General features: G+C 68.5%; 22 protein-coding genes. 5 read left to right on the forward strand and 17 right to left on the reverse strand.

Annotated features, from left to right (window positions below; translation table 11 throughout):
- Nucleotides 1–228: 228 nt before the first annotated feature.
- Nucleotides 229–960 (reverse strand): hypothetical protein, encoded by a 732-nt coding sequence (locus tag HF886_RS09495; RefSeq protein ID WP_346765164.1) that lies wholly within the window; start codon nucleotides 958–960, stop codon nucleotides 229–231.
- Between the two features lie 219 nt (nucleotides 961–1,179).
- On the opposite strand from HF886_RS09495, the gene HF886_RS09500 reads away from it, so the two are divergent.
- The gene (locus HF886_RS09500) at nucleotides 1,180–1,467 is read left to right on the forward strand and encodes an antibiotic biosynthesis monooxygenase family protein (RefSeq protein WP_169621823.1); all 288 of its coding nucleotides are present in this window, start codon (nucleotides 1,180–1,182) and stop codon (nucleotides 1,465–1,467) included.
- A gap of 11 nt (nucleotides 1,468–1,478) precedes the next feature.
- Here the strand turns inward: HF886_RS09500 and HF886_RS09505 are convergent, their stop codons facing one another.
- From HF886_RS09505 to HF886_RS09580, 16 genes are all read right to left on the reverse strand, one after another.
- The gene (locus tag HF886_RS09505; RefSeq protein ID WP_169652151.1) at nucleotides 1,479–3,527 is read right to left on the reverse strand and encodes a primosomal protein N'; all 2,049 of its coding nucleotides are present in this window, start codon (nucleotides 3,525–3,527) and stop codon (nucleotides 1,479–1,481) included.
- Nucleotides 3,528–3,546: 19 nt separating this feature from the next.
- The gene (gene metK, locus HF886_RS09510; protein WP_169621820.1) at nucleotides 3,547–4,761 is read right to left on the reverse strand and encodes a methionine adenosyltransferase; all 1,215 of its coding nucleotides are present in this window, start codon (nucleotides 4,759–4,761) and stop codon (nucleotides 3,547–3,549) included.
- A 139-nt stretch (nucleotides 4,762–4,900) separates the two neighbouring features.
- The gene (gene coaBC / locus HF886_RS09515; protein ID WP_169621819.1) at nucleotides 4,901–6,181 is read right to left on the reverse strand and encodes a bifunctional phosphopantothenoylcysteine decarboxylase/phosphopantothenate--cysteine ligase CoaBC; all 1,281 of its coding nucleotides are present in this window, start codon (nucleotides 6,179–6,181) and stop codon (nucleotides 4,901–4,903) included.
- Nucleotides 6,178–6,471, reverse strand: coding sequence for a DNA-directed RNA polymerase subunit omega (gene rpoZ, locus HF886_RS09520; RefSeq protein ID WP_169621973.1), 294 nt, complete (start codon nucleotides 6,469–6,471; stop codon nucleotides 6,178–6,180). Before rpoZ ends, coaBC begins: the two co-directional genes overlap by 4 nt.
- A gap of 100 nt (nucleotides 6,472–6,571) precedes the next feature.
- Entirely contained in the window at nucleotides 6,572–7,123 is a 552-nt protein-coding gene (gene gmk, locus HF886_RS09525; protein WP_296550808.1) for a guanylate kinase, read from the reverse strand.
- Between the two features lie 64 nt (nucleotides 7,124–7,187).
- Nucleotides 7,188–7,508 (reverse strand): integration host factor, actinobacterial type, encoded by a 321-nt coding sequence (gene mihF, locus HF886_RS09530; protein ID WP_006551450.1) that lies wholly within the window; start codon nucleotides 7,506–7,508, stop codon nucleotides 7,188–7,190.
- 421 nt (nucleotides 7,509–7,929) lie between these two features.
- Complete coding sequence (gene pyrF, locus HF886_RS09535) at nucleotides 7,930–8,757, reverse strand: orotidine-5'-phosphate decarboxylase (protein ID WP_169652152.1); 828 nt, start codon at nucleotides 8,755–8,757, stop codon at nucleotides 7,930–7,932.
- Nucleotides 8,754–12,101, reverse strand: coding sequence for a carbamoyl-phosphate synthase large subunit (carB, locus tag HF886_RS09540; protein ID WP_169652153.1), 3,348 nt, complete (start codon nucleotides 12,099–12,101; stop codon nucleotides 8,754–8,756). The genes pyrF and carB overlap by 4 nt, the downstream gene beginning before the upstream one ends.
- Complete coding sequence (gene carA, locus HF886_RS09545) at nucleotides 12,101–13,285, reverse strand: glutamine-hydrolyzing carbamoyl-phosphate synthase small subunit (RefSeq protein WP_169621814.1); 1,185 nt, start codon at nucleotides 13,283–13,285, stop codon at nucleotides 12,101–12,103. The genes carB and carA overlap by 1 nt, the downstream gene beginning before the upstream one ends.
- Nucleotides 13,286–13,403: 118 nt before the next feature.
- Entirely contained in the window at nucleotides 13,404–13,904 is a 501-nt protein-coding gene (locus HF886_RS09550) for a transporter (RefSeq protein ID WP_169621813.1), read from the reverse strand.
- A 9-nt stretch (nucleotides 13,905–13,913) separates the two neighbouring features.
- The gene (locus HF886_RS09555) at nucleotides 13,914–15,227 is read right to left on the reverse strand and encodes a dihydroorotase (RefSeq protein ID WP_169621812.1); all 1,314 of its coding nucleotides are present in this window, start codon (nucleotides 15,225–15,227) and stop codon (nucleotides 13,914–13,916) included.
- Nucleotides 15,228–15,268: 41 nt separating this feature from the next.
- Nucleotides 15,269–16,210, reverse strand: coding sequence for an aspartate carbamoyltransferase catalytic subunit (locus tag HF886_RS09560; RefSeq protein ID WP_169621811.1), 942 nt, complete (start codon nucleotides 16,208–16,210; stop codon nucleotides 15,269–15,271).
- The gene (gene pyrR / locus HF886_RS09565; RefSeq protein WP_169652154.1) at nucleotides 16,207–16,821 is read right to left on the reverse strand and encodes a bifunctional pyr operon transcriptional regulator/uracil phosphoribosyltransferase PyrR; all 615 of its coding nucleotides are present in this window, start codon (nucleotides 16,819–16,821) and stop codon (nucleotides 16,207–16,209) included. Before pyrR ends, HF886_RS09560 begins: the two co-directional genes overlap by 4 nt.
- Nucleotides 16,822–17,046: 225 nt before the next feature.
- Complete coding sequence (gene nusB, locus HF886_RS09570; protein WP_169621809.1) at nucleotides 17,047–17,556, reverse strand: transcription antitermination factor NusB; 510 nt, start codon at nucleotides 17,554–17,556, stop codon at nucleotides 17,047–17,049.
- On the reverse strand, nucleotides 17,557–18,120 hold the full coding sequence (gene efp / locus HF886_RS09575) for an elongation factor P (protein WP_169621808.1): 564 nt from the start codon (nucleotides 18,118–18,120) through the stop codon (nucleotides 17,557–17,559). It abuts the gene before it with no gap.
- A gap of 34 nt (nucleotides 18,121–18,154) precedes the next feature.
- Complete coding sequence (locus tag HF886_RS09580; RefSeq protein ID WP_169652155.1) at nucleotides 18,155–19,252, reverse strand: aminopeptidase P family protein; 1,098 nt, start codon at nucleotides 19,250–19,252, stop codon at nucleotides 18,155–18,157.
- Between the two features lie 73 nt (nucleotides 19,253–19,325).
- Between HF886_RS09580 and HF886_RS09585 the strand changes: the two genes are divergently transcribed.
- The 4 genes from HF886_RS09585 to HF886_RS09600 all read left to right on the forward strand — a co-directional run bounded on the left by HF886_RS09585 (nucleotide 19,326) and on the right by HF886_RS09600 (nucleotide 21,772).
- Nucleotides 19,326–19,904: a B-4DMT family transporter gene (locus HF886_RS09585; protein WP_169652156.1), complete on the forward strand. Its 579-nt coding sequence runs from the start codon at nucleotides 19,326–19,328 to the stop codon at nucleotides 19,902–19,904.
- 72 nt (nucleotides 19,905–19,976) lie between these two features.
- On the forward strand, nucleotides 19,977–20,414 hold the full coding sequence (locus tag HF886_RS09590) for a hypothetical protein (RefSeq protein WP_169652157.1): 438 nt from the start codon (nucleotides 19,977–19,979) through the stop codon (nucleotides 20,412–20,414).
- A 75-nt stretch (nucleotides 20,415–20,489) separates the two neighbouring features.
- Nucleotides 20,490–20,918, forward strand: a complete 429-nt coding sequence (locus HF886_RS09595; RefSeq protein ID WP_169652158.1) for a helix-turn-helix domain-containing protein — start codon at nucleotides 20,490–20,492, stop codon at nucleotides 20,916–20,918.
- Entirely contained in the window at nucleotides 20,915–21,772 is an 858-nt protein-coding gene (locus HF886_RS09600; protein WP_169652159.1) for an alpha/beta hydrolase, read from the forward strand. The genes HF886_RS09595 and HF886_RS09600 overlap by 4 nt, the downstream gene beginning before the upstream one ends.
- Nucleotides 21,773–21,783: the final 11 nt, after the last annotated feature.

The following is a 21,783-nucleotide window of genomic DNA, read 5'->3' on the forward strand; positions in this document are numbered from 1 at the left end:
CACCGATGATCATCGCGCTGTCACTTGAACGAGGGACAGTTTCCCGAGCCGGAACACGAGCGAACGAGCACAACAGAACCGGCCCCTCCCGTCGACGAGAAGTCGACGGGAGAGGCCGGAAAGCTGCTGTAACTATTGGGCTGTCGGCACCACCGGGTGCCGGTAACCACCGGGCTCCTGTAACTACCGGATCGGGTAACTACCGGCGTGCTGCGACCTACGAGAGCCTCAGCCTTCGCAGAAGGCCTCTGCCACAGCGGGAGGAAGCCCGTCGAGCAGTTGCTGGGCGGGTACGGCGAGGACCGGGTCGTCCGCGAGCCAGCGTGCCGCCGCGCACTCGGTAAGGCGGTAACCGGACTCCGGTGCGGCAGGCCCGCCGTCGGTGAACGCGCCCAGGACGTGCTCCGAAAGCTGCGCGGCCGACCCGTATGTCGAGGCGCCCACCGAGAAGTCCGGCCCGAACGATGCCGAGGCATTGAACGAGCGATCGTCGCTCCATCCCCACTTCGTTCCGATGACACCCGCCAGCAGCGCGGTGCCGTAGTTCTGCGCGTACCCGTCGGCGGCCGTCCCGTATGCCGATGCCATGGCGGCGAGTACCGGCGAATTCGGATCGGTGCGCTTCTTCGTTTCGAGATAGGTGACCATGTCGTGAGTCGACGTGGTTCCGTTGCCCCAGTAACCGGGCACGTAGGTATCGGTGAGCCCGAACTCTTCTACCGTCGTCGAGATCGCCTGGGGGTACTTCGCATGAAGCCGGTTGGCGATCGCGTCGTTCGACGCGCGGATCATCTCCGTGGCGTCGGCATGGTCGGCGGCGTCGCCGTACCGGAAGACGTACTCGGCCAGATACAACTTGACGATCGAGACCCCGGCACGGGATTCGTGTTCGTTGGCGGTGCCCGCGCGGAACCCGGTCGGCGAATGCGCAAACGAGATCTGCGTGCTGCTCGGCGCCACGATCGCCCCGTTGTCGTCGAGAACGGGTGCCGGTGCCGCGGCGGCGATCCCGCTGCCGGAAACAGCGAGTGCGGTCAGGGCGGCGACGGTGAGGCCTGAGCAAGAGGGCGCATGGCAAGCGATCGTAGTTGCCCGGCACCGTTCGTGTGCGGTGACAGCGATGAGTTCTCGCTGTTGCGCCGGTCACACCGTGTGAGAGGCCCGACCACGAGGAGAAACATGATCATCGTCGCTGGACACATCGTCGTCGACCCGAGCGCACGCGGGAGCTACCTCGCGGGATGCGCCGATGTCGTGGAACAGGCGCGCCTCGCCCCCGGGTGCCTCGAATTCTCTGTCACCGCAGACCTGATCGATCCGTCTCGCGTCGTGGTGTTCGAGCGGTGGGACTCCCCCTCCGCCGTCGAGCGCTTCCGTGGATCCGGACCCGACAGCGACGCAGCCGCATCCGTCGTGTCCGCATCGGTCGCGGAATACGCTGTGGCCGAGGTTCGCTCGCTCACCTGACCGTGGCGGGATCAACCGATACGCGGCGGGTCCACTTGAACACGTAAAGGGCCGTCCGCACGGCGCGCGGTCCGGGTCGCCTGCGCTTCCCGCAGCGCGGCGCCCAGGTCCCGGCCCAGATGCCGGGCGACCCGCACGATCATGCGGTGCACCTCCTCGGGTTCCGGGCCGTCCGAGCCGAACGGCAGTCGCTGTCCCGGAGGCAGCGGAACGGGTCCGAGCACTTCGGCTCCGTCGGGCAGACGGGTCGCCTCGAGAAGCTCCGCGACTGCGGCGGAGCCACCGTCGAGCGCAGCCATGTGCACGGCGGGAGGGAAGCCGACTTCGGTGCGTTCGGCGACCTCCTGCCTGGCGTGACCTACCGGATCCCACCGCACCAGTGCCTGCACGGTCGGAATCCCGGAGTCGGCGACCACCACCACCTGCCCACCGTCCGCGAACGGCCGCACCAGCGCCGACGCCGCCAGCCACCGCCGCATCGCCTCCTCGGCGGCTCGGAGGTCGGCACGCCCGAGCAGCGCCCACCCGTCCAGCAACAGCGCGGCACCGTATCCCCCGTCGGCGACGGGTTCCGCGCCGACCGTCGACACCACCAGTGCGGCACCTCCCGGCGCGGTGGCTTTGACCTCGCCGCCGCCCGACGTGATCACCGGTACCCCGGGAAACGCGCGCCCGAGTTCTTCGGCGGTGCGGCCGGCACCGACGACGACGGCCCGCAGCGAACGCGCACCACAGGCATGACACCGGTGGGTGGCGTCGGCGACCCCGCACCACTTGCACGCCGGTATCGCGGCACCGTCCGGCCCCGCCGCCGCCGGCAGCGCCAACGGGCCGTTGCACCGTCGGCACCGCGCCGGGGCGCGGCACTTACCGCAGGCGAGGGCCGGCACGTACCCGCGGCGCGGGACCTGCACGAGCACCGGATGTCCCGATCCGAGTGCTGCCCGCGCCGCCGCGAACGCGATCGCCGGCAATCTGGCGGCGCGCGCAGCGGGGTCACGCTCGATCGCCTGATCGCTGTCGGCGAGCGCGGTGATCTTCGGCGCCCACGCCCGGAGCACCTCGCGCGGGGCGAGCAGGTCGTGTGCCCAGCCCGAGTCGACGAGCGCCTGCGTCTCGGCGGTCCGCGCGTGCCCGGCAATGACGACGGCCGCGCCCACGGCGTGCGCCCGCAGCGCGGCGACTTCCCGGGTGTGCGGGTACGGCGACCGGGGCTCGGAATGCAGGTCGTCACCGTCGTCCCAGACGACGAGGAGCCCGAGGTCGGGTGTGGGTGCGAACACCGCGGCGCGGGTGCCCACCACGATCCGGGCCGAGCCGCGCAGAGCCGCCAGCCATCGGCGATACCGTTCGGCCGGACCGAGACCCGCGGTCAGTCCTACCACGTGTTCTGCGCCGGCGACGTGCACGCAGGCGGCGAGCACACGGTCGAGGTCGCGCTGGTCCGGAACCACCAGCACCGCCGCACGACCGGCCGCCGCCGTGAGCGCCGCGAGTTCCGCGAGGCGGGTCGGCCAGTCTTCCCCGGGAAGTGCCTGCCACGCCGCCCGAGGTGCGCGACCCGACGAGAGAGCTTCGAGGAAGTTCTCACCGTGCCGGTAACGCGCCCAGGGACCACGATCGAACGCCGGGACCGCCGGCGGATCGACCGGTCGCGGTTCTTCCGCTTCCACCCGGGCGTGACGCGGTGGTACGGCGAGCCGGAGTACGTCGGCGCGGGTGCCGGCATAGCGGGTCGCCACTTCGTCGGCGAGCGCAGCGATCTCGGGCGTGAGAACAGGTTCGGCCGACACGACGCGGTCGAGCGCCCCGAGTTTGCCCGGGTGTTCGCTCGTCGCGGTGCGGGAGAGCAGAAACCCGTCGACGAGCCGGCCCGCGAAACGCACTCGGACGCGGACGCCCGGCCGGGCGTCCGCGTCGAGGTGGTGCGGGATGAGGTAGTCGAACTCCCGGTCCAGGTGCGGCACGGAGAGCAGCGGCAGAACGCGCCCTACCGGGTCGACCTCGGCAGCGCGTGTGTCGGCAGCGCGCTTGTCGGCAGCGCGTGTGGCGGCAGCCACCCGGGTGCGACCGTGACCGTCAGAGTCCGGCGGCCGCGCGAAGCTTGTCGGCGCGGTCGGTGTTCTCCCACGGCAGTTCGATGTCGGTGCGGCCGAAGTGACCGTACGCAGCCGTCTGGGCGTAGATGGGGCGCAGAAGATCCAGGTCGCGGACGATCGCGCCGGGACGCAGGTCGAAGACCTCGTTGACCGCCTGCTGGATCCGCGCGGGATCGGCCTTTTCGGTGCCGAAGGTCTCGACGAACAGGCCGACGGGAGCGGCCTTGCCGATCGCGTATGCGACCTGCACCTCGATCCGGTCCGCCAGTCCCGCGGCGACGGCCGTCTTGGCGACCCAGCGCATGGCGTACGCGGCGGAACGGTCGACCTTCGACGGGTCCTTACCCGAGAACGCGCCACCGCCGTGGCGGGCCATGCCGCCGTAGGTGTCGACGATGATCTTCCGTCCGGTCAGGCCGGCGTCGCCCATCGGGCCGCCGAGCACGAACGATCCGGACGGGTTGACCAGCAGCCGGACATCGGCGACGTCGAGATCGGCGAGGTTCGGGTCCGCGAGTACGGCGTCGACGACGTGCGCCCGGAGATCCGGGGTGAGCAGGTTGTTGAGGTCGATATCCGCGGCGTGCTGAGTGGAGATCACGATGGTGTCGAGGCGGACCGGCTTGTCGCCTTCGTACTCGATGGTGACCTGGGTCTTGCCGTCCGGCCGCAGGTACGGGAGCACACCGGTCTTCCGCACCTCGGTCAGCCGGCGCGAGAGCCGGTGCGCGAGGGAGATGGGCAGCGGCATCAGTTCCGGGGTTTCCGAGCATGCGTATCCGAACATCAGGCCCTGGTCGCCGGCGCCCTGCAGCGCGACCTCGTCGTCGGTCAGCGTGCCGCTACGAGCCTCGAGCGCGACATCGACGCCCCCGGCGATCTCCGGCGACTGCGCGCCGATCGCGATGTTCACGCCGCAGGAGTTGCCGTCGAAGCCCTTGGACGAGCTGTCGTACCCGATTTCGAGCACGCGGTCGCGCACGATCTTGGGGATATCGGCATACGCGGAGGTCGTCACCTCACCCACCACGTGCACCTGACCGGTGGTCACGAGCGTTTCCACTGCGACACGGGCACGCGGGTCGTCCGCGAGCAGCGCGTCGAGGACCGAGTCGCTGATCGCGTCGCAGATTTTGTCCGGGTGCCCCTCGGTCACGGACTCGCTGGTGAAAAGCCGACCGCCGGTCTTGCTCACAGAACTCCCTCTCGACTGATGTGTCTAGCTCTGAACGAACGCTGTGGAGCGGCACGCACTCCCGGTCGGGTCGAGCCCGGCCACTGTGCCGACGCTACTGTCCCGGCAGCGTCGGCGCGAGTATTAAAATCATCGGACTCTACGTCCGTTCTACCTGCGCCAGCAGCGGTCGCAGTGCATCGAGGACCCTGCTTGCCATCAGAGCCTTGGATCCGTGGGCGAGCGCCGTCTCGGAGCCGTCCGCGGACAACAACCATCCGTCGTTGTGGTCGACCTCGAATGCCTTGCCGTCGCCCACGGCGTTGACGACGAGAAGATCGCAGCCCTTGCGGGCAAGTTTCTCACGCGCATAGGTCAGGACGTCGCCGTGTTCGTCGCCGGTTTCGGCTGCGAATCCGACGATGACGGTGTCCTTGGACAGTCCACCGTCGGCACGGGAGCGCACCAGTCCGGCGAGGATGTCGTCGTTCTTCGTCAGCGCGATCGAGTCCGGTTCGCCCGCACCCTTCTTGATCTTGCTTTCGGCGAAGGCGGCGGGGCGGAAATCGGCGACCGCGGCCGACATGATGACGGCGTCGGCGGTCGCGGCATGCTTGGTGACCGCGTCCTGCATCTGCGCGGCGGTCTGCACCCGCACGACGTCCACGGCGGCAGGATCGTCGAGGCCTGCGACCGCGCCGGCCACGAGGGTGACGTCCGCGCCGCGCTGCGCGGCCAGGCGGGCAAGCGCATAGCCCTGCTTGCCCGACGAGCGGTTGCCCAGGAACCGCACCGGATCGAGAGGTTCGCGCGTGCCACCTGCGGACACGACGATACGCCGGCCGACCAGGTCGCGGGGCAGCGCGTCGGCACGTTCGAGCATCAGTGCCGCCAGCGCGTAGATCTCGTCGGGTTCGGGCAGACGCCCCGCTCCGGTGTCCTTGCCGGTGAGACGACCCGAGGCGGGCTCGACCACGACACTGCCGCGACGACGCAGAGTTGCGACGTTGTCGACCGTGGCGGGGTGTTCCCACATCTCGGTGTGCATCGCGGGCACGAACATCACCGGGCACCGCGCGGTGAGAAGAGTGGCCGTGAGGAGATCGTCGGCGCGGCCGGATACCGCCCGGGCCATGAGGTCGGCGGTGGCGGGCGCGACGACGACGAGGTCGGCCTCCTGCCCCAACCGCACGTGCGGTACCTCCGGCACGTCGGCGAAGACGCCGGTGTGCACGGGGTTACCGGAGAGTGCCTCGAAGGTGGCGCGCCCGACGAATTGAAGTGCTGATTCGGTGGGAACGACCCGCACGTGATGGCCGTTCTCGGTGAACGCCCGGATCAGTGCGCACGCTTTGTACGCGGCGATCCCGCCGGCGACTCCGACGACGACGCGGCGGCGCTGTCCGGTTTCCGGAGCGCCGTCCGCGGCGTGAAGGCTCACTCGCCTTCGGTGTGCTCGAGCAGATCCGCGTGGATCTCGCGCAGCGCGATGGACAGCGGCTTCTCCTGCAGACCCGGCTCGACGAGCGGGCCGACGTACTCGAGGATGCCGTCACCGAGCTGGTTGTAGTAATCGTTGATCTGCCGGGCGCGCTTGGCCGAGTAGATCACCAGGGCGTACTTCGAGGAGGCGCGTTCGAGCAGCTCGTCGATCGGCGGGTTGGTGATACCCAGCGGAGTGTCGTAGACCGGAAGGGCGTTGCCCTCGAGGTCGATCGCTGCTGACTGCATGCTGCTCACTCGGTGTTCTCCTGAGTTTTCGCGGGATAGAAATCTAGCGTCGGCGGACTCTGCAAACGGCACCGGTCGGGCGCCCGCAAGCACGCTCCGGTCACCCGTTTTCGGGACCGACTAACAAGGATACCAATTCTTCGCACGCACGGTCGACATCATCGTTGACAACGACGACATCGAACTCGTCCTGAGCGGCGAGTTCGGTGCGCGCGGTGTCCAGGCGGCGGGCCACCACGTCGGCGGATTCGGTGCCGCGTCCGGTGAGGCGCTCGACGAGCACCTCCCAGCTCGGCGGTGCGAGGAAGACCAGGACGGCCTCGTCCATCGCGGCCCGCACTGCGCGGGCCCCCACCAGATCGACCTCCACGAGCACCGGTCGCCCGGCGGCGAGCGCCTCGCGTACCGGCGCTGCGGGTGTGCCCGAACGTTGCAGGCCTGCGTGGATGTCGGCCCATTCGAGCAACTCGCCGTCGTCGATCATGCGGTCGAATTCCTCGCGGGTGACGAAGCGGTAGTCCACCCCGTCCACCTCGCCCGGTCGTGGGGCGCGAGTGGTCGCGGAGACACTGAACATCAGATTCGGCACCCGGTTGCGCAGAAGGCGCACGACAGTCGACTTACCGACCGCGGAGGGGCCGGCCAGAACGATCAGCCGGCCCCTCCGCGCTGCGGGTGCGCTGTCCGTCACGGGGTGTGCGTCAGCTACCACGGTCTCAGGCGTCGAAATCGAACCTGGCGAGCAGGGCCTTGCGCTGGCGATCGCCGAGTCCGCGCAGACGGCGGGTCGGAGCGATCTCCAGTTCGGTCATGATCTCCTGCGCCTTGACCTTGCCGACCTTCGGCAGGGCCTCGAGCAGAGCGGAAACCTTCATCTTGCCGAGGATTTCGTCGTTCTCGGCATCCTTCAGCACCTGCTTCAGGTCGGTGCCGCCGCGCTTGAGGCGCTCCTTGAGCTCTGCCCGGGCACGACGGGCAGCAGCCGCCTTCTCCAGAGCAGCGGCGCGCTGCTCATCGGTCAGCTGGGGAAGGGCCACGGTTCCTCCGTCTCATCGTTGGAATTCAGTCTTCACCGCTGTAACCAGCGGCGATAGCGACCGTACTCACGACTTCCGTCGAATGCGAACCGCCCCCCCGCCGTGACGCTCGAAAATCCGTGCGGTAGTGCGTGCCGATTCCGGGGCCCACACGCCGCCGGAAGATCCCGCGAATTTTGCGAGCCGACCTGCCCGAACGGTGAAAAGTCGCAGGTCACGGCGTCTCGATGGACATACACGCCGCCACCGCCGGGTGAGCGCGCAAGATCACTGCCGGCCGTGGAGGGTGTCATCGAGAACCCCGGAAAAAAATCTTGCGGTTCCGCGTGTCGCGGCGCGCGGATCCGCAGGTCAAGGACCGTACACGTGCACGTACGGACCTCGGCCCCCTCAGCCCTCGAGGGACTCGGTCGTGGAGGAACTAGTCCTGAAGGAACGCGAATCGTTCGACCGTGCGGGCGACAGCCTCCCGCAACGCGGAGACGGACGGTCCCGCGCGCAGCACCTCCCGGGACACGTTCGGCACCACGGCCCTCAGATTGCCCGCTGCGAGCCGTCGGACGTCGTCGGCGGTTCCGCCCTGCGCCCCCACTCCCGGCATCAGGATGGGGCCGTTCAAGGCCCGCAAGTCGGGAGCGTCGGTCAGCGTCGCGCCGACCACCACACCGACCGACCCGAGGCGGCCGGCTCCGGTATTGCACGCCGCGGCCTCGTCGACCATCGCCTGAGCGACGGTGCGACCGTCGTCGAGCCGGGCCCGCTGCACCTGCGCTCCCTCCGGATTCGAGGTCGCTGCCAGCACGAAGATCCCACGGCCCGTCTGCGCCGCCAGATCGAGTGCCGGAGCGAGCGCACCGAAACCGAGATAGGGCGAGACGGTCACCGCGTCCGAGCACAGCGGCGACTCGTCGGCGAGCCAGGTGCGGGCGTACGCGTCCATGGTGGAGCCGATATCACCGCGTTTGGCGTCGGCGACGACGAGCGTCCCGGAACCGCGCAGTACGGCGATGGTGCGTTCGAGAACTTCCAGACCCGCCGAACCGAACGCCTCGAAGAACGCGACCTGCGGCTTGACCACGGCGACGACCCCGTCGAACGCTTCCACACACAGCTCGCTGAACTTGTCGAGTCCGTCGGCGTCGACTCCGAGACCCCACGCCGTCAGCAATTGCGGATGCGGGTCGATGCCCACGCAGAGCGGCCCGCGGCTCGCGAGCGCATCCGCGAGCCGCCCTCCGAACGTGGTCACGACTGTCCGGCGACCGCGGCTTCGCGCAGTCGTGCGTGCATCCGCTGAATCGAGCTGACGCCGATGTCACCGCGGATGGCTGCCTCGATGCCCTGCACCGCCGCCGACGCACCCTGCACCGTCGTGATGCACGGAATGTTCGCCGCGACAGCCGCGCTGCGGATCTCGTACCCGTCGACGCGGGGTCCGGAATTACCCCACGGCGTGTTGATCACCATGGCGATGTCGCCGGCACGAATGCGATCGACCACGTCCGGTGCACCTTCGGGGCGTTCCTCCTCGGACACCTTGTAGACGTGTTCGCAGGGAACACCGTTGCGGCGCAGGACCTCTGCGGTCCCGACGGTGGCAGCGATGTGGAATCCGAGGTCGGCGAGGTGCTTGACCGGGAAGATCATCGACCGCTTGTCCTTGTTCGCGAGCGAGACGAACACCGTGCCCGAGGTGGGCAGCGATCCGTAGGCGGCGGTCTGGCTCTTCGCGAACGCCGTACCGAAATCGTCGTCGATGCCCATCACTTCGCCGGTGGACTTCATCTCCGGGCTGAGCAACGTGTCGATACCGGTTCCGTCGGCGCGGCGGAACCGGTTGAACGGCAGCACCGCTTCCTTCACGGCTACCGGTGCCCCGAGCGGAATCACGCTGCCGTCGCCCTCGGCCGGCAGAATCCCGGCCTCGCGCAGTTCGGCGATGGACTCACCGAGCATCACCCGAGCGCACGCCTTGGCGAGCTGGACCGCGGTGGCCTTGGACACGAACGGCACGGTGCGGCTCGCCCGAGGATTGGCCTCCAGGACATACAGGATGTCGTCCTTGAGCGCGTACTGGACGTTGAGCAGGCCCTTGACCCCGATCCCGGCCGCGAGCGCTGCCGTCGAGCGGCGCACGTTCTCGATGTCGGAGCGTCCGAGGGTGATCGGCGGCAGGGCACACGCGGAGTCACCGGAGTGGATTCCGGCTTCCTCGATGTGTTCCATGATCCCGCCGATGTAGACGTCGGTGCCGTCGCACAGGGCGTCCACGTCGATCTCGACCGCGTCGTCGAGGAAGCGGTCCACGAGGACCGGGCGGTCGTCGGAGATCTCCGTGGCGCGGGAGATGTAGTCCGCGAGCGACTTCTCGTCGTAGACGATCTCCATGCCGCGGCCGCCGAGCACGTACGACGGGCGCACGAGCACGGGGTAACCGATCTCGGCCGCGATGTCACGAGCACCGTCGAAGGTGGTGGCGGTGCCGTACTTCGCGGCGGGCAGACCGGCCTCTTCGAGCACCCGTCCGAACTCGCCGCGGTCCTCGGCGAGGTCGATCGCCTCGGGGCTGGTCCCCACGATCGGGACTCCCGCCGCCTTCAGCCGCCGCGCAAGCCCCAGCGGCGTCTGTCCGCCGAGCTGCACGATGACCCCGGCGACCGTGCCGGACTCGCACTCCGCCCGGTACACCTCGAGGACGTCCTCGAAGGTGAGCGGCTCGAAGTACAGGCGGTCGGCGGTGTCGTAGTCGGTGGAGACCGTCTCGGGGTTGCAGTTGACCATCACGGTCTCGTAGCCGGCATCCGAGAGCGTCAGTGCCGCGTGCACGCACGAGTAGTCGAACTCGATGCCCTGGCCGATGCGGTTCGGACCCGAGCCGAGGATCAGCACCTTCGGCTTGTCGGGCTGCGGCGCGACCTCGGTCTCCGCGTTCGGATCGAGCTCGTAGGTCGAATAGTGGTACGGGGTCTTCGCCTCGAACTCCGCCGCACAGGTGTCGACCGTCTTGTACACCGGATGCACGCCGAGCTCGTTGCGCAGCGCGCGGACCGCGTCCTCGTCCGCGAACTGGCTCGGACGCAGCGCCGCGATCTGGCGGTCGGAGAAACCGTGGTGCTTGACGTAACGCAGATCCTCGGCACCGAACGTCTCGGCGGCGCGGACCTTGTCCCCCATCCCGACGATCTGCGAAATCTCCTCGAGGAACCACGGGTCGATCTTGGTGGCCTCGAAGACCTGCTCGAGGGTCGCACCCAGCTCGAACGCCTGGGCGACCTGGTAGATCCGGCCGTCGGTGGGCGTCTCGATCGCCTTCAGCAGCTCGTCGAGCGACCCCTCGACCTCCGGGCCGGTCCAGAATCCGGCACGCTTGGTCTCGAGCGAACGCAGCACCTTGCCGAAGGCCTCGGCGAAGTTGCGGCCGATCGACATCGCTTCGCCCACCGACTTCATCGTGGTGGTGAGGGTGCCGTCTGCGCCCGGGAACTTCTCGAACGCGAACCGCGGAGCCTTGACCACGACGTAGTCGAGCGTCGGCTCGAAGCACGCGGGCGTTTCCTTGGTGATGTCGTTGACGATCTCGTCGAGTGTGTAACCGATGGCGAGCTTGGCGGCCATCTTCGCGATCGGGTAGCCGGTGGCCTTCGACGCGAGCGCCGACGACCGCGACACGCGCGGGTTCATCTCGATGACGACGAGGCGGCCGTCGCTCGGGTCCATGGCGAACTGGATGTTGCAGCCGCCGGTCTCGACGCCGACCTCACGCAGGATGGCGATCGAGAGGTCGCGCATCTTCTGGTATTCGCGGTCCGTGAGCGTCATCGCCGGTGCCACGGTGATCGAGTCACCGGTGTGCACACCGACCGGATCGACGTTCTCGATCGAGCACACGATCACGACGTTGTCGCGACCGTCCCGCATCAGCTCGAGTTCGTATTCCTTCCAGCCGAGGATCGACTCCTCGATCAGCACGTTCGCGGTCGGCGACGCGGCGAGACCGCCACCGGCGATGCGCTCGAGGTCGGCTTCGTTGTACGCCATGCCGGAGCCGAGGCCGCCCATCGTGAACGACGGGCGCACCACGACCGGGTATCCGAGTTCGGCGACGGTCGCGCGGACCTCGTCCATCGTGTAGCAGACCGCGGAGCGGGCGGACTCGCCACCGCACTTGGCCACGATGTCCTTGAACTTCTGCCGGTCCTCGCCGCGCTGGATCGCGTCGAAGTCCGCGCCGATCAGCTCGATGTCGTACTTGTCGAGGATGCCCTGCTCGGACAGCGCAACGGCGGTGTTGAGCGCGGTCTGGCCGCCGAGCGTCGCGAGCACCGCGTCGATCGGAGTGCCGTTCGCAGCTTCCGCGGCGATGACCTTCTCGACGTACTCGGCGGTGATCGGCTCGATGTAGGTCGCGTCGGCGAACTCCGGGTCGGTCATGATCGTCGCCGGGTTGGAGTTGACCAGCGAGACGCGCATGCCCTCCTCGCGGAGGACCCGGCACGCCTGGGTGCCGGAGTAGTCGAACTCGCAGGCCTGCCCGATGACGATCGGGCCGGAGCCGATGACCAGGATGTGAGAGAGATCGGTACGGCGTGGCATCAGTTCTTCTCTCCCTCGAGCATGCGGGTGAAACGGTCGAACAGGTAGGAGGCGTCGTGCGGCCCGGCCGCTGCCTCCGGGTGGTACTGCACGGAGAACGCGGAACCGTCGGCGAGCTTGACGCCTTCGACGGCACCGTCGTTGGCGCACGTATGGCTGATCACCGCGCGGCCGAACGGAGTATCGAACTCCTGGCCCGCTTCACCTTCGAGCGCGAAACCGTGGTTCTGCGCGGTGATGGCGATGCGGCCGGTCTCGTGTTCGACGACCGGGATGTTGATGCCGCGGTGACCGAACTTCATCTTGTAGGTGTTCAGGCCGAGCGCACGGCCGAGGATCTGGTTTCCGAAGCAGATGCCGAACAGCGGCAGGCCCTGTCCGAGCACCTCCTTGGTCAGGTGCACTGCCCCGTCCGCGGTCGCCGGGTCGCCGGGGCCGTTGGACAGGAACACACCGTCGGCCTTCAGGTCCAGGATGTCGTGGAGCGTCGCGCTGGACGGCAGCACGTGCACGCGGATGCCGCGTTCGGCGAACATCCGCGGCGTGTTGGTCTTGATGCCCAGGTCGATCGCGGCAACGGTGAAGCGCGGGTCGCCGCCGGTGGGTTCGACCACGTATCCACTGCTGGTGCTCACTTCACCGGCGAGGTCGGCGCCGAGCATCGACGGCTGGCTCTTGACCCGGTCGAGGAGTGCGTCGACGTCGAGGTCGTCGCCCTTCCACACGAGAGCGTCGCCGGAGAACACGCCGGCCCGCATCGAGCCGCGGGTGCGCAGGTGCCGCACGAGTGCGCGGGTGTCGATCCCCGCGAGCCCGACGACGTTCTGCCGCGCGAGTTCGTCCTGCAGCGATCCGCTCGCCCGCCAGCTCGAGACACGTCGCGACGGGTCCCGCACCACGAACCCGGCCACCCAGATCTTCGAATCTGCGGCGTCACCGGTGGGCCCGACGGACTCGTTGTCCTCGTGGTTCCAGCCGGTGTTGCCGATCTGCGGCGCGGTGGCCACGACGATCTGCCGGTGGTAGCTGGGGTCGGTGAGTGTTTCCTGGTATCCGGTCATGCCCGTGCTGAACACGGCCTCGCCGAGGGTCTGTCCGACCGCACCGAAAGGCGTGCCACGGAAAACCCGTCCGTCTTCGAGGACCAGCACCGCGGTGCCGGCTCCGAATGTTCCGCCGCTCATGCGTTGTCTCCGTTCTTCTCGACCGCACCAGAACCGGCCGTACGGGCGGAAATCTCGCGTGTCGTGTTCGTCTTCGTGATGTTCGTCGTCGCTGTGATCGTCATCGTCGTTGTGATCGTCACTTTTCGTTCTCGTCCCGAGTCTGTTCCCGAGTCCATTGTGGATAGATCGACTTGTCGTCCCCACGGAAGCCCGTGTCGACCTCGGTCCCCGACGGCAGCTGCCACCGGATCACGAGCACGCCGTCCTTCGTCATGACCTTGCCCGCCAAGCCGCGTTCGGTCCGGATCGCGCGGATCGACTCCTCGGGAATCCAGATCGGCGACGCGCCGTGCCGTTCCAGAAGCACTCCCGTCCGGTACCGGCTCAGTTCGGAACTGGCGCGGAAGCCGAGGTCGCCCACCGCCACGCGGTCCTGCCAGCTCGGCGCCAGCGTGCTGCCGACGTACAGGCCCGTGCTCGGCTCGATGAGCCGCTCCCCCAGTTCCGCGGGCACCACCGGCAGTTCCCCGATCGCGTCCTGCTGTCGTCGGGCCCGGCCGCGCCAGCCCTTCCACATCAGCAGTACGAGCACGACCCACAACGCCAGGAATCCGACGGTGAGCACTATCCGGTCCATCTCGTGTTCCTACTTTCCGTCGGTCCGGGGGTATACCGCGCCGTCGCGGGCGGTGATCCGGCCGCGCAGCACTGTCGCGGTGACCCGTCCCGGCAAGGTCATGTCCTCGTACGGGGTGTTGCCGGCGATGCTCGCCAGGTCCGGCCCGTGCACCGTCCACTCGGTGTCCGGATCGACGAGCACCACGTTGGCCGGCTCACCGACCTCCAGCGGGCGCCCCTGGTCGTCGAGCCCGACGATCTCTGCGGGGCGCTCGCTCATCACCCGCGCGACACCGCGCCAGTCGAGCAGACCGGGACGCACCATTGTCTCGATAACGATGGACAACGCCGTTTCGAGGCCGAGCATTCCGGGACGCGCTTGTGAGAACTCGCAGCACTTGTCCTGATCGGCGTGCGGAGCGTGGTCTGTGGCGACACAGTCGATGACCCCGGACGCCAGTCCCCGGCGCAAGGCCTCGACATCCGACCGCTCACGCAGCGGCGGGTTGACACGGTTGATGCCGTCGTAGGTCTCGAGCCGCGAGTCGTCGAGCAGCAGGTGATGCGGCGTGACTTCCGCACTGATGGCGATGCCCTGCGAGCGCGCCCATTCCACGAGCGCGACCGTGCCCGAGGTGGACGCGTGACAGATGTGCACGCGTGCGCCGGCGTCGCGCGCGAGAAGCGCATCCCGGGCGACGATGGACTCCTCTGCGGCGCGCGGCCACCCGGCGAGGCCGAGGCGTGCGGCCGTGGGTCCCTCGTGTGCCACGGCTCCGACCGTCAGGCGGGGTTCCTCGGCGTGCTGGGCGATGAGCACTCCGAGCGAGGACGAGTACTCGAGCGCGCGGCGCATGAGCAGCGGATCGTCGACGCATTTTCCGTCGTCGGAGAACAACTTGACCTGCCCGATGCCGGAGGCCATGGACCCCATCTCGGCGAGTTGCCTGCCTTGGAGACCGACCGTCACGGCACCGACCGGATGCACGTCGACGAGGCCGACCTCCTGGCCACGACGCCACACGTGGTCGGTCACGACCGCCGAATCGGCAACCGGATCGGTGTTCGCCATCGCGAACACGGCGGTGTAGCCGCCGCGGGCGGCCGCGGCCGAACCCGAGTCGATCGTCTCGGTGTCCTCGCGTCCGGGTTCGCGCAGATGGGTGTGCAGATCGACGAAACCGGGCAGCAGGATGCGATCGGTGCCGTCGAGGATTTCGACGTTCGCGTCGGCGTCGAGTCCCGGTCCGACGGCGAGGATCTGCTCGTCGCCGAGCAGGACGTCGACCGGATCCCCTTCGCCGTAGAGCCGGACGTTGCGGATGAGCACCTGCGGCGTCACCGGGGTATCTCCTCTTCCGTGGGTGTGTTCCGAAGCGGCGTTCACGACAGGTTGCCTTCCGTACCGACGAGCAGCCGGAACAGCACCGCCATGCGCACGTGCACGCCGTTGCCGACCTGCTGCAGGATGGCGGATTGCGGTGCGTCGGCGACCGGGAACCCGATTTCCATACCGCGCAGCATCGGTCCCGGGTGCAGGACCACAGCATGCTCGGGAAGCACCGCGGCGCGCTTGGCGCTCAGGCCGTAGCGGATCGAGTACTCCCGGGCCGACGGGAAGAACCCGCCGTTCATCCGCTCCGCTTGCACGCGCAGTACCAGCACCGCGTCGAGTCCGGGCAGTTCGGCGTCGAGCGACTCCGCGACACGCACCGGCCACGTCTCCACACCGACCGGCAGCAGGGTGCGGGGAGCGACGAGCACGACCTCCGCGCCGAGCATGCTCAGCAGCAGAGCGTTGGAACGCGCCACGCGGCTGTGCAGCACGTCGCCGACGATCGCGACGCGGCGTCCTTCGATTCCGCCGAGCCGCTGACGCAGGGTGAGCGCGTCGAGCAGCGCCTGCGTCGGATGTTCGTGTGTTCCGTCGCCGGCGTTGATCACGGCCGGGCCCGATCCGGACTCGTTGGTCCACTGCGCGATCCGGTGCGCCGCGCCGGAGGCGGGATGCCGGACGATGAGCGCATCCGCTCCGGCTGCGTGCAGCGTCAGCGCCGTGTCGCGCAGCGATTCGCCCTTCTGGACGGAGGAACTGGAGGCCGAGACGTTGATCACGTCGGCGCTCATCCACTTGCCCGCGACTTCGAACGAGACGCGGGTGCGCGTCGAATTCTCGTAGAACACCGTCATGACGGTGCGGCCACGCAGCGTGGGAAGCTTGCGGACCTCACGGCCGAGCAACGCCTGCTCGAAACGTTCTGCTTCGTCGAGAAGCCCTGTCGCGGAATCCTTGTCGAGATCTGCGATGGTGAGCAGGTGTTTCACTGGGTCTTGCCTCCCGAGATCTCCACGGCGTCGCGGCCGTCCTGTTCGGTGAGCAGCACTCGCACGTCTTCGCTGCGCGCGGTGGGAACGTTCTTCCCGACGTAGTCGGCACGCAACGGGAGTTCGCGGTGGCCGCGATCGACCAGCACGGCAAGTTGTACGGCTTCCGGACGCCCGAGGTCGCGGAGCGCATCGAGAGCGGCGCGCACGGAACGGCCCGAGAACAGGACGTCGTCGACGAGCACGACGAGGGTGTTGTCGACGCCGCCGTCGGGCACCGAGGTGCGCTCGAGCGGGCGGTGCGGCTTGGTGCGCAGGTCGTCCCGGTACAAGGTGATGTCGAGTGATCCGACGGGCACGCGGACGCCGGAGAATTCTTCGATGCGGTCGGCGAGCCGGTTCGCGAGCGTGATGCCGCGCGTCGGGATGCCCAGGAGGACGACACGCCGCGCTTCGGCGGGGGTGTCGAGCGCGGTCTTCTCGATGATCTGGTGCGCGATTCGCGCGATGGTGCGGTGCACATCCGCCGCGGAGAGAAGCTCACGCGCGGGTGCGTCGGCGGGAGACGCAGAATGGGTAGAAGCTGTGGACCCGTCCTCGGACACGGTCATGCAGCGACCTCCTTCTCCGCCTCACTGGACGGATCGTTAAAGGATGCCTGACAGTGTTCGAGCCTAGCAGCGTGCACCTGCCCGAAAGCGCGGTGCGCGGGTGAAGCGCAACACAGGACGTCGACATCCCCGGCGGTGGAAACGCGGGATGAAAAGCACGTGAGCGGGCTCCGATGGGACGATGCCCACGGGAACCCGCTCAACGAAGGTGGAACCGAAGTCCCGTCAGGACTCGTCGGAGTCCTGCGAGGGCGCCTCGGCAGGCGGCCGGACCAGGGTGGCTGCGGCTGCGGCGCGCACCTGGTCCGCGACCACCACGATCTGGCCGAGTACGCCGTTGACGAATGCCGGCGAATCGTCGGTCGACAACTGCTTGGCGAGTTCGACGGCTTCGTCGACCGCGACGACCGGCGGCACGTCCGTGGCGTGGAACAACTCCCACACCGCGATGCGGAGGATCGCTCGGTCGACGGCGGGCAGCCGATCGAGTGTCCACTCGTGCAGATGGTCGGCGATGACGCGATCGGTTTCGTCGAGGTTGTCGGCGACACCGTTGATGATGGTCTGCGCGTACGGCGGGACCGGTGCGACCTGGTCGTCCGCGATGGCGAGTTCGACCCGGTCGGCCGCGAGGTCGGCGGGATGAACGTCGCGTGCTTCTGCTTCGAAGAGCAGATCGACAGCGCGTTTACGGGCCTTGTGACGGGCCCCGAGCTTTTTCTGGGTACCGGACACTCAGGAGTTCACTCGCCCCAGGTAGTTGCCGTCACGGGAATCGACCTTGAGCTTGTCGCCGGTGTTGATGAACAGCGGGACCTGGATCTCGGCGCCGGTCTCGAGGGTCGCCGGCTTGGTGCCGCCGGTCGAGCGGTCGCCCTGGAGGCCGGGGTCGGTGTGCTTGACGACGAGCTCGATCGTCACGGGCAGCTCCACGAACAGCGGAACGTCCTCGTTCGTCGCGACCTGCACGGCCATGTTCTCGAGGAGGAACTTCGCGGCGTCGCCGAGCAGCTCGGGGCTGATCGAGATCTGGTCGAAGGTCTGCGAGTCCATGAACACGTAATCGGTGCCGTCGTTGTACAGGTACGTCATGTCACGGCGGTCGACCGTAGCGGTTTCGACCTTGACACCGGCGTTCCAGGTCTTGTCCACGGTCTTGCCCGACGTCACATTCTTGAGCTTCGTACGCACGAACGCGGGGCCCTTGCCCGGCTTCACGTGCTGGAACTCGATGATCTGCCAGAGCTGGCCGTCGATCTTCAGAACGAGTCCGTTCTTGAAATCACTGGTGTCAGCCACTTACTTCGCGTCTCCTAGAGTCGGGGAAACCGCCTCAAACGACGGTTAATGTCTTGTCGGTGAGCGTGAGCAATTCCGGAGTCTGCTCCCGCACCACGAGCGTGTCCTCGATCCGCACGCCTCCGCGCCCCGAGAAGTACACACCCGGCTCGACGGTCACCGCCGCACCGGCGACAAGTGTACCGGTCGCCGCCGCCCCGATTCCCGGCGCTTCATGGATCTCGAGTCCGACCCCGTGCCCGAGGCCGTGGAGAAACAGATCCGCATGCCCGGCAGCGGCGACGACACTGCGCGCGGCCGCGTCCACCGCGGCGCACTCCGCACCCGGCGCGAGTGCCTCCCGCCCGGCGCGCTGCGCCCTCAGTACCAGGTCGTACACGTCACGCTGCCAGTCCTGAGCGTGCCCGAGCACGTACGTGCGGGTCATGTCGGAGTGGTATCCGCCCACCTGGGCACCGAAGTCGAGCTTGACGAAATCTCCCGCCGCGAGGACCGCGCCGGTGGGCCGGTGGTGCGGGACGGCCGAGTTCTCGCCCGACGCGACGATCGTCTCGAACGAGATGCCGTCCGCGCCGTGCTCGAACATGCGCCACTCGAGATCTCGCGCGACCTCCTTCTCGGTACGCCCCGGCCGCAGACCACCCGCCTCGATCAGATCGGCCAGTGCGCGGTCGGCGACCGCGCACGCCTCACGGAGCAGGCCCACCTCGTATTCGTCCTTGACCATGCGCAATTCCTCGACGAGTCCCGGCGCAGGGACGAAACGCGCGGCGCTCCCGAGCCCGTCCCACCGGAAACGCTCGTCGACGGTGACGACGTGACTTTCGAAGCCCCAGGTCGCGGGCGGTTCGGTCGCGGCGGCGACGAGATGCGCAGCGGAGGCCCGCGCGATGTCCGCGCGCAGGTCCGGAACCTGGGCGGCGACCTGGGTCACGTACCGGCCGTCCGTGCTGATCACGGTGCGGCTTTCGTCGGAGTCGTCGTCCGTGGCGACGACGAGAGCGGCATTCGAACCGGTGAAGCCGGTCAGGTACCGGATGTTGAGAAGGTCGGTCACGAGCAGGGCGTCGAGGTCGCGCTCGGCGAGCAGGGCACGCAGTGCGCGACGACGGGAGGCGTGGTCGGCGGACATTCGCCCAACGTACCCCGCGCCCCGGTGTGGGACGAGACACACTTTCCCGCCCGAAGCCGTTACTCTCGGGTACATGAAACCGTGGTTGGTTCGCGGACTGGGGCTTTCCCTCGTCCACGTGATCGTGCGCGCCCTACTCGGTGCCGCCCTCATGCAGTGGCCGTTGCAGGGATCGATTCTGCGATGGCTGGGTCTGGCCGTCGTCATTCTGGCGGCGGTCGTGTGGGCCGGCATCGACGGAATCCGCGACCGGAGGGCGTACCCCGACCCGGACGACGGGGAGGACCTGACGATGCGGTGGCTCGCGGCCGGCGCCGTCACCGGCATCGTGGCCGGGTTCCTCACCTGGCTCGTCGATACGCTCACCGCCATCCCGATCGGCGTGAAGTCGATTCTGTTCGAACTGACCTCCGGTGCCGCGTTCACGGTGCTCCTGGTGTTCCTGCCGGCGATGGCCGCAGTGACCGCCGGCCGGTTCTTCGCCGGTCGCGGCGAGAAGACCGACGAGAGCGACCGGACGGCGCCCCGGGAGCAGCGCGAACCGGCCACGGTTGCGGGCGCGCCGGCCGCCGACCCCGCCTGGCGCAACGACGACGCACCCACCGAGGTGTTCCCCGCGGTCGACCCGCACGCGCCACGTCCCGAGCGCTGACCTGCCGGTCGTCCCTCGCCCCCGGGCTATCGGCACGGTGACCCGCTCACGCCGCTGTGTAGCGTCGACACCATGAGCAAGATGGACGAAGTGGGCGAACGCGACGCGTGGCGATGCTGGCTGTGTGACGAGCCGGTGGACGCCACCATGTCGGTCAACGATCCGCGCGGTCCGAGCGTCGACAGCATCACGACTGCGAAGAAGGGCGCGAAGGGTGGCCAGGAACGACTCGCGCACCGGGCGTGCAACACCAAGAAGGGTGCGGTCAAACCCGTCGTGCCGTGGCCCGATCACCTGTTCGTCGTCGATCCCGCCCCCATCATCGGTGTGGTCGAGCAACTCACGCGCAAGGGTGGCCGCGTCGCCGTCGCCCGCTGTCCGAGCAAGGCCGATGCGGTCGAGGCCGGTGACTGGCTCGTGGACCGGCTGTCGCGACTCGCGCCGGGGCTGTCGGTCACGACGCGGATCGACGCCGGTGGCGGCGGATTCCTCCTGGTACTCACCACCTGACCACCGTTCCTACCCTCCCCAAAATACCGTATCGCTCCCTATTGACATCACGATAGGGAGCGATACGGTATTTTCATGGAAGAAACGTTGCTCTCCGTCGAGCAGGTCGCCGAACGCCTCGGCCTGCACGTACGCACCGTCCGGAACTACGTCCGCGACGGCAAGCTTCCCGCAGTGCGCATCGGCAAGCAGTACCGCATCGCACACACCGACCTCGACGCTTTCACCGGCAGGGCGGTACCGGCGCCGCCGCGCGAGACGGTGCGAAGACAACGCCACACCGACGTCTCGAGCATCGTCGACATCGATGCCGTGAGCCCGGAGACTGCACACCGCCTCACCACGGTGCTGACCGCCGCCGCGGGCACTCGCGACGCCGGACCACCACTGCGGATCGACACCGTCTACGACGAGGAACGCGGGCGCATGAAAGTCGTCGTCCTCGGAGGGCTCGCCGACACCGCCCGGCTGCTCGACTACATCGAAGGGATCCTCGCGTCGTGAACTCCATCTACAAGTCCGCCACCGCCGCCGAGCAGGTGCTGCAGCGCTATCGCGAGCACCTCGCGACGTGGCCGGTGCCCTCCGAGCACGTTCGGATCCCGACCGACGCAGGCGAGACCTTCGTGGTGGCGTCCGGCCCGAAGGATGCGCCTCCCCTCGTATTGCTGCACGGCGCCGGCGCGAACACGTCGACGTGGCTCGGTGACATCGCCTCGTGGGCCGGGAGCTTCCGCACCTACGCCGTGGACCTGGTCGGTGAACCCGGACTCAGCGCGCCGGCGCGACCTCGGCTCGACACCGACGAGCCCGCCCGGTGGCTCGACCAGGTGCTCGACGGACTGGGTATCACCACGTGCGCGATGGTCGGCATGTCGCTCGGCGGATGGAGCGCGCTGGACTACGTGATCCGGCGACCCGGCCGCGTGACACGCCTGGTTCTCCTCTGCCCCGGCGGCATCGGCCGCGCGACGCCCCTGCGCATGCTGCCCGCGATGGCGACGCTGCCGCTCGGACGGTGGGGCCGGCGGCGCGCCGTCGCACGGGTCACGGGCCTGACCGGCCCCGAGGTCGCCCCTGTGCTCGACGACGTGGCACAGACGTTCGGCGCGTTCCGGCCCCGGACGGAGAAACTCCCGGTATTTCCGGACGACGCGCTCGGTACCGTGACCGCGCCCGTCCTGGTGGTGGTGGGCACACGGGACGTCATGTTCGATTCCGGCGAGACCGCCGAGCGTGCACGGCGCTGCTTCCCCGATGCGGACGTGCAGGTTCTGCCCGATGCCGGTCACGCCATCCTCGGACAGACCGGCCGGATCCTCACTTTTCTGAGCCCCTCGCGCACCGATACGCGGTGAGTTCGGGGCGC

The organism is Rhodococcus sp. 105337, from assembly GCF_012844225.1.
GTDB lineage: Bacteria > Actinomycetota > Actinomycetes > Mycobacteriales > Mycobacteriaceae > Rhodococcus.

What these genes read in the sequence shown, in the direction of transcription:
- HF886_RS09500 (WP_169621823.1), top strand. Translation starts at nt 1,180, where the DNA reads ATGATCATCGTCGCTGGACACATCGTCGTCGACCCGAGCGCACGCGGG.
- rpoZ (WP_169621973.1), bottom strand. Translation starts at nt 6,471, where the DNA reads ATGCAGTCAGCAGCGATCGACCTCGAGGGCAACGCCCTTCCGGTCTAC.
- carB (WP_169652153.1), bottom strand. Translation starts at nt 12,101, where the DNA reads ATGCCACGCCGTACCGATCTCTCTCACATCCTGGTCATCGGCTCCGGC.
- carA (WP_169621814.1), bottom strand. Translation starts at nt 13,285, where the DNA reads ATGAGCGGCGGAACATTCGGAGCCGGCACCGCGGTGCTGGTCCTCGAA.
- HF886_RS09550 (WP_169621813.1), bottom strand. Translation starts at nt 13,904, where the DNA reads ATGGACCGGATAGTGCTCACCGTCGGATTCCTGGCGTTGTGGGTCGTG.
- pyrR (WP_169652154.1), bottom strand. Translation starts at nt 16,821, where the DNA reads ATGACCGTGTCCGAGGACGGGTCCACAGCTTCTACCCATTCTGCGTCT.
- HF886_RS09580 (WP_169652155.1), bottom strand. Translation starts at nt 19,252, where the DNA reads ATGTCCGCCGACCACGCCTCCCGTCGTCGCGCACTGCGTGCCCTGCTC.
- HF886_RS09585 (WP_169652156.1), top strand. Translation starts at nt 19,326, where the DNA reads ATGAAACCGTGGTTGGTTCGCGGACTGGGGCTTTCCCTCGTCCACGTG.
- HF886_RS09590 (WP_169652157.1), top strand. Translation starts at nt 19,977, where the DNA reads ATGAGCAAGATGGACGAAGTGGGCGAACGCGACGCGTGGCGATGCTGG.
- HF886_RS09595 (WP_169652158.1), top strand. Translation starts at nt 20,490, where the DNA reads ATGGAAGAAACGTTGCTCTCCGTCGAGCAGGTCGCCGAACGCCTCGGC.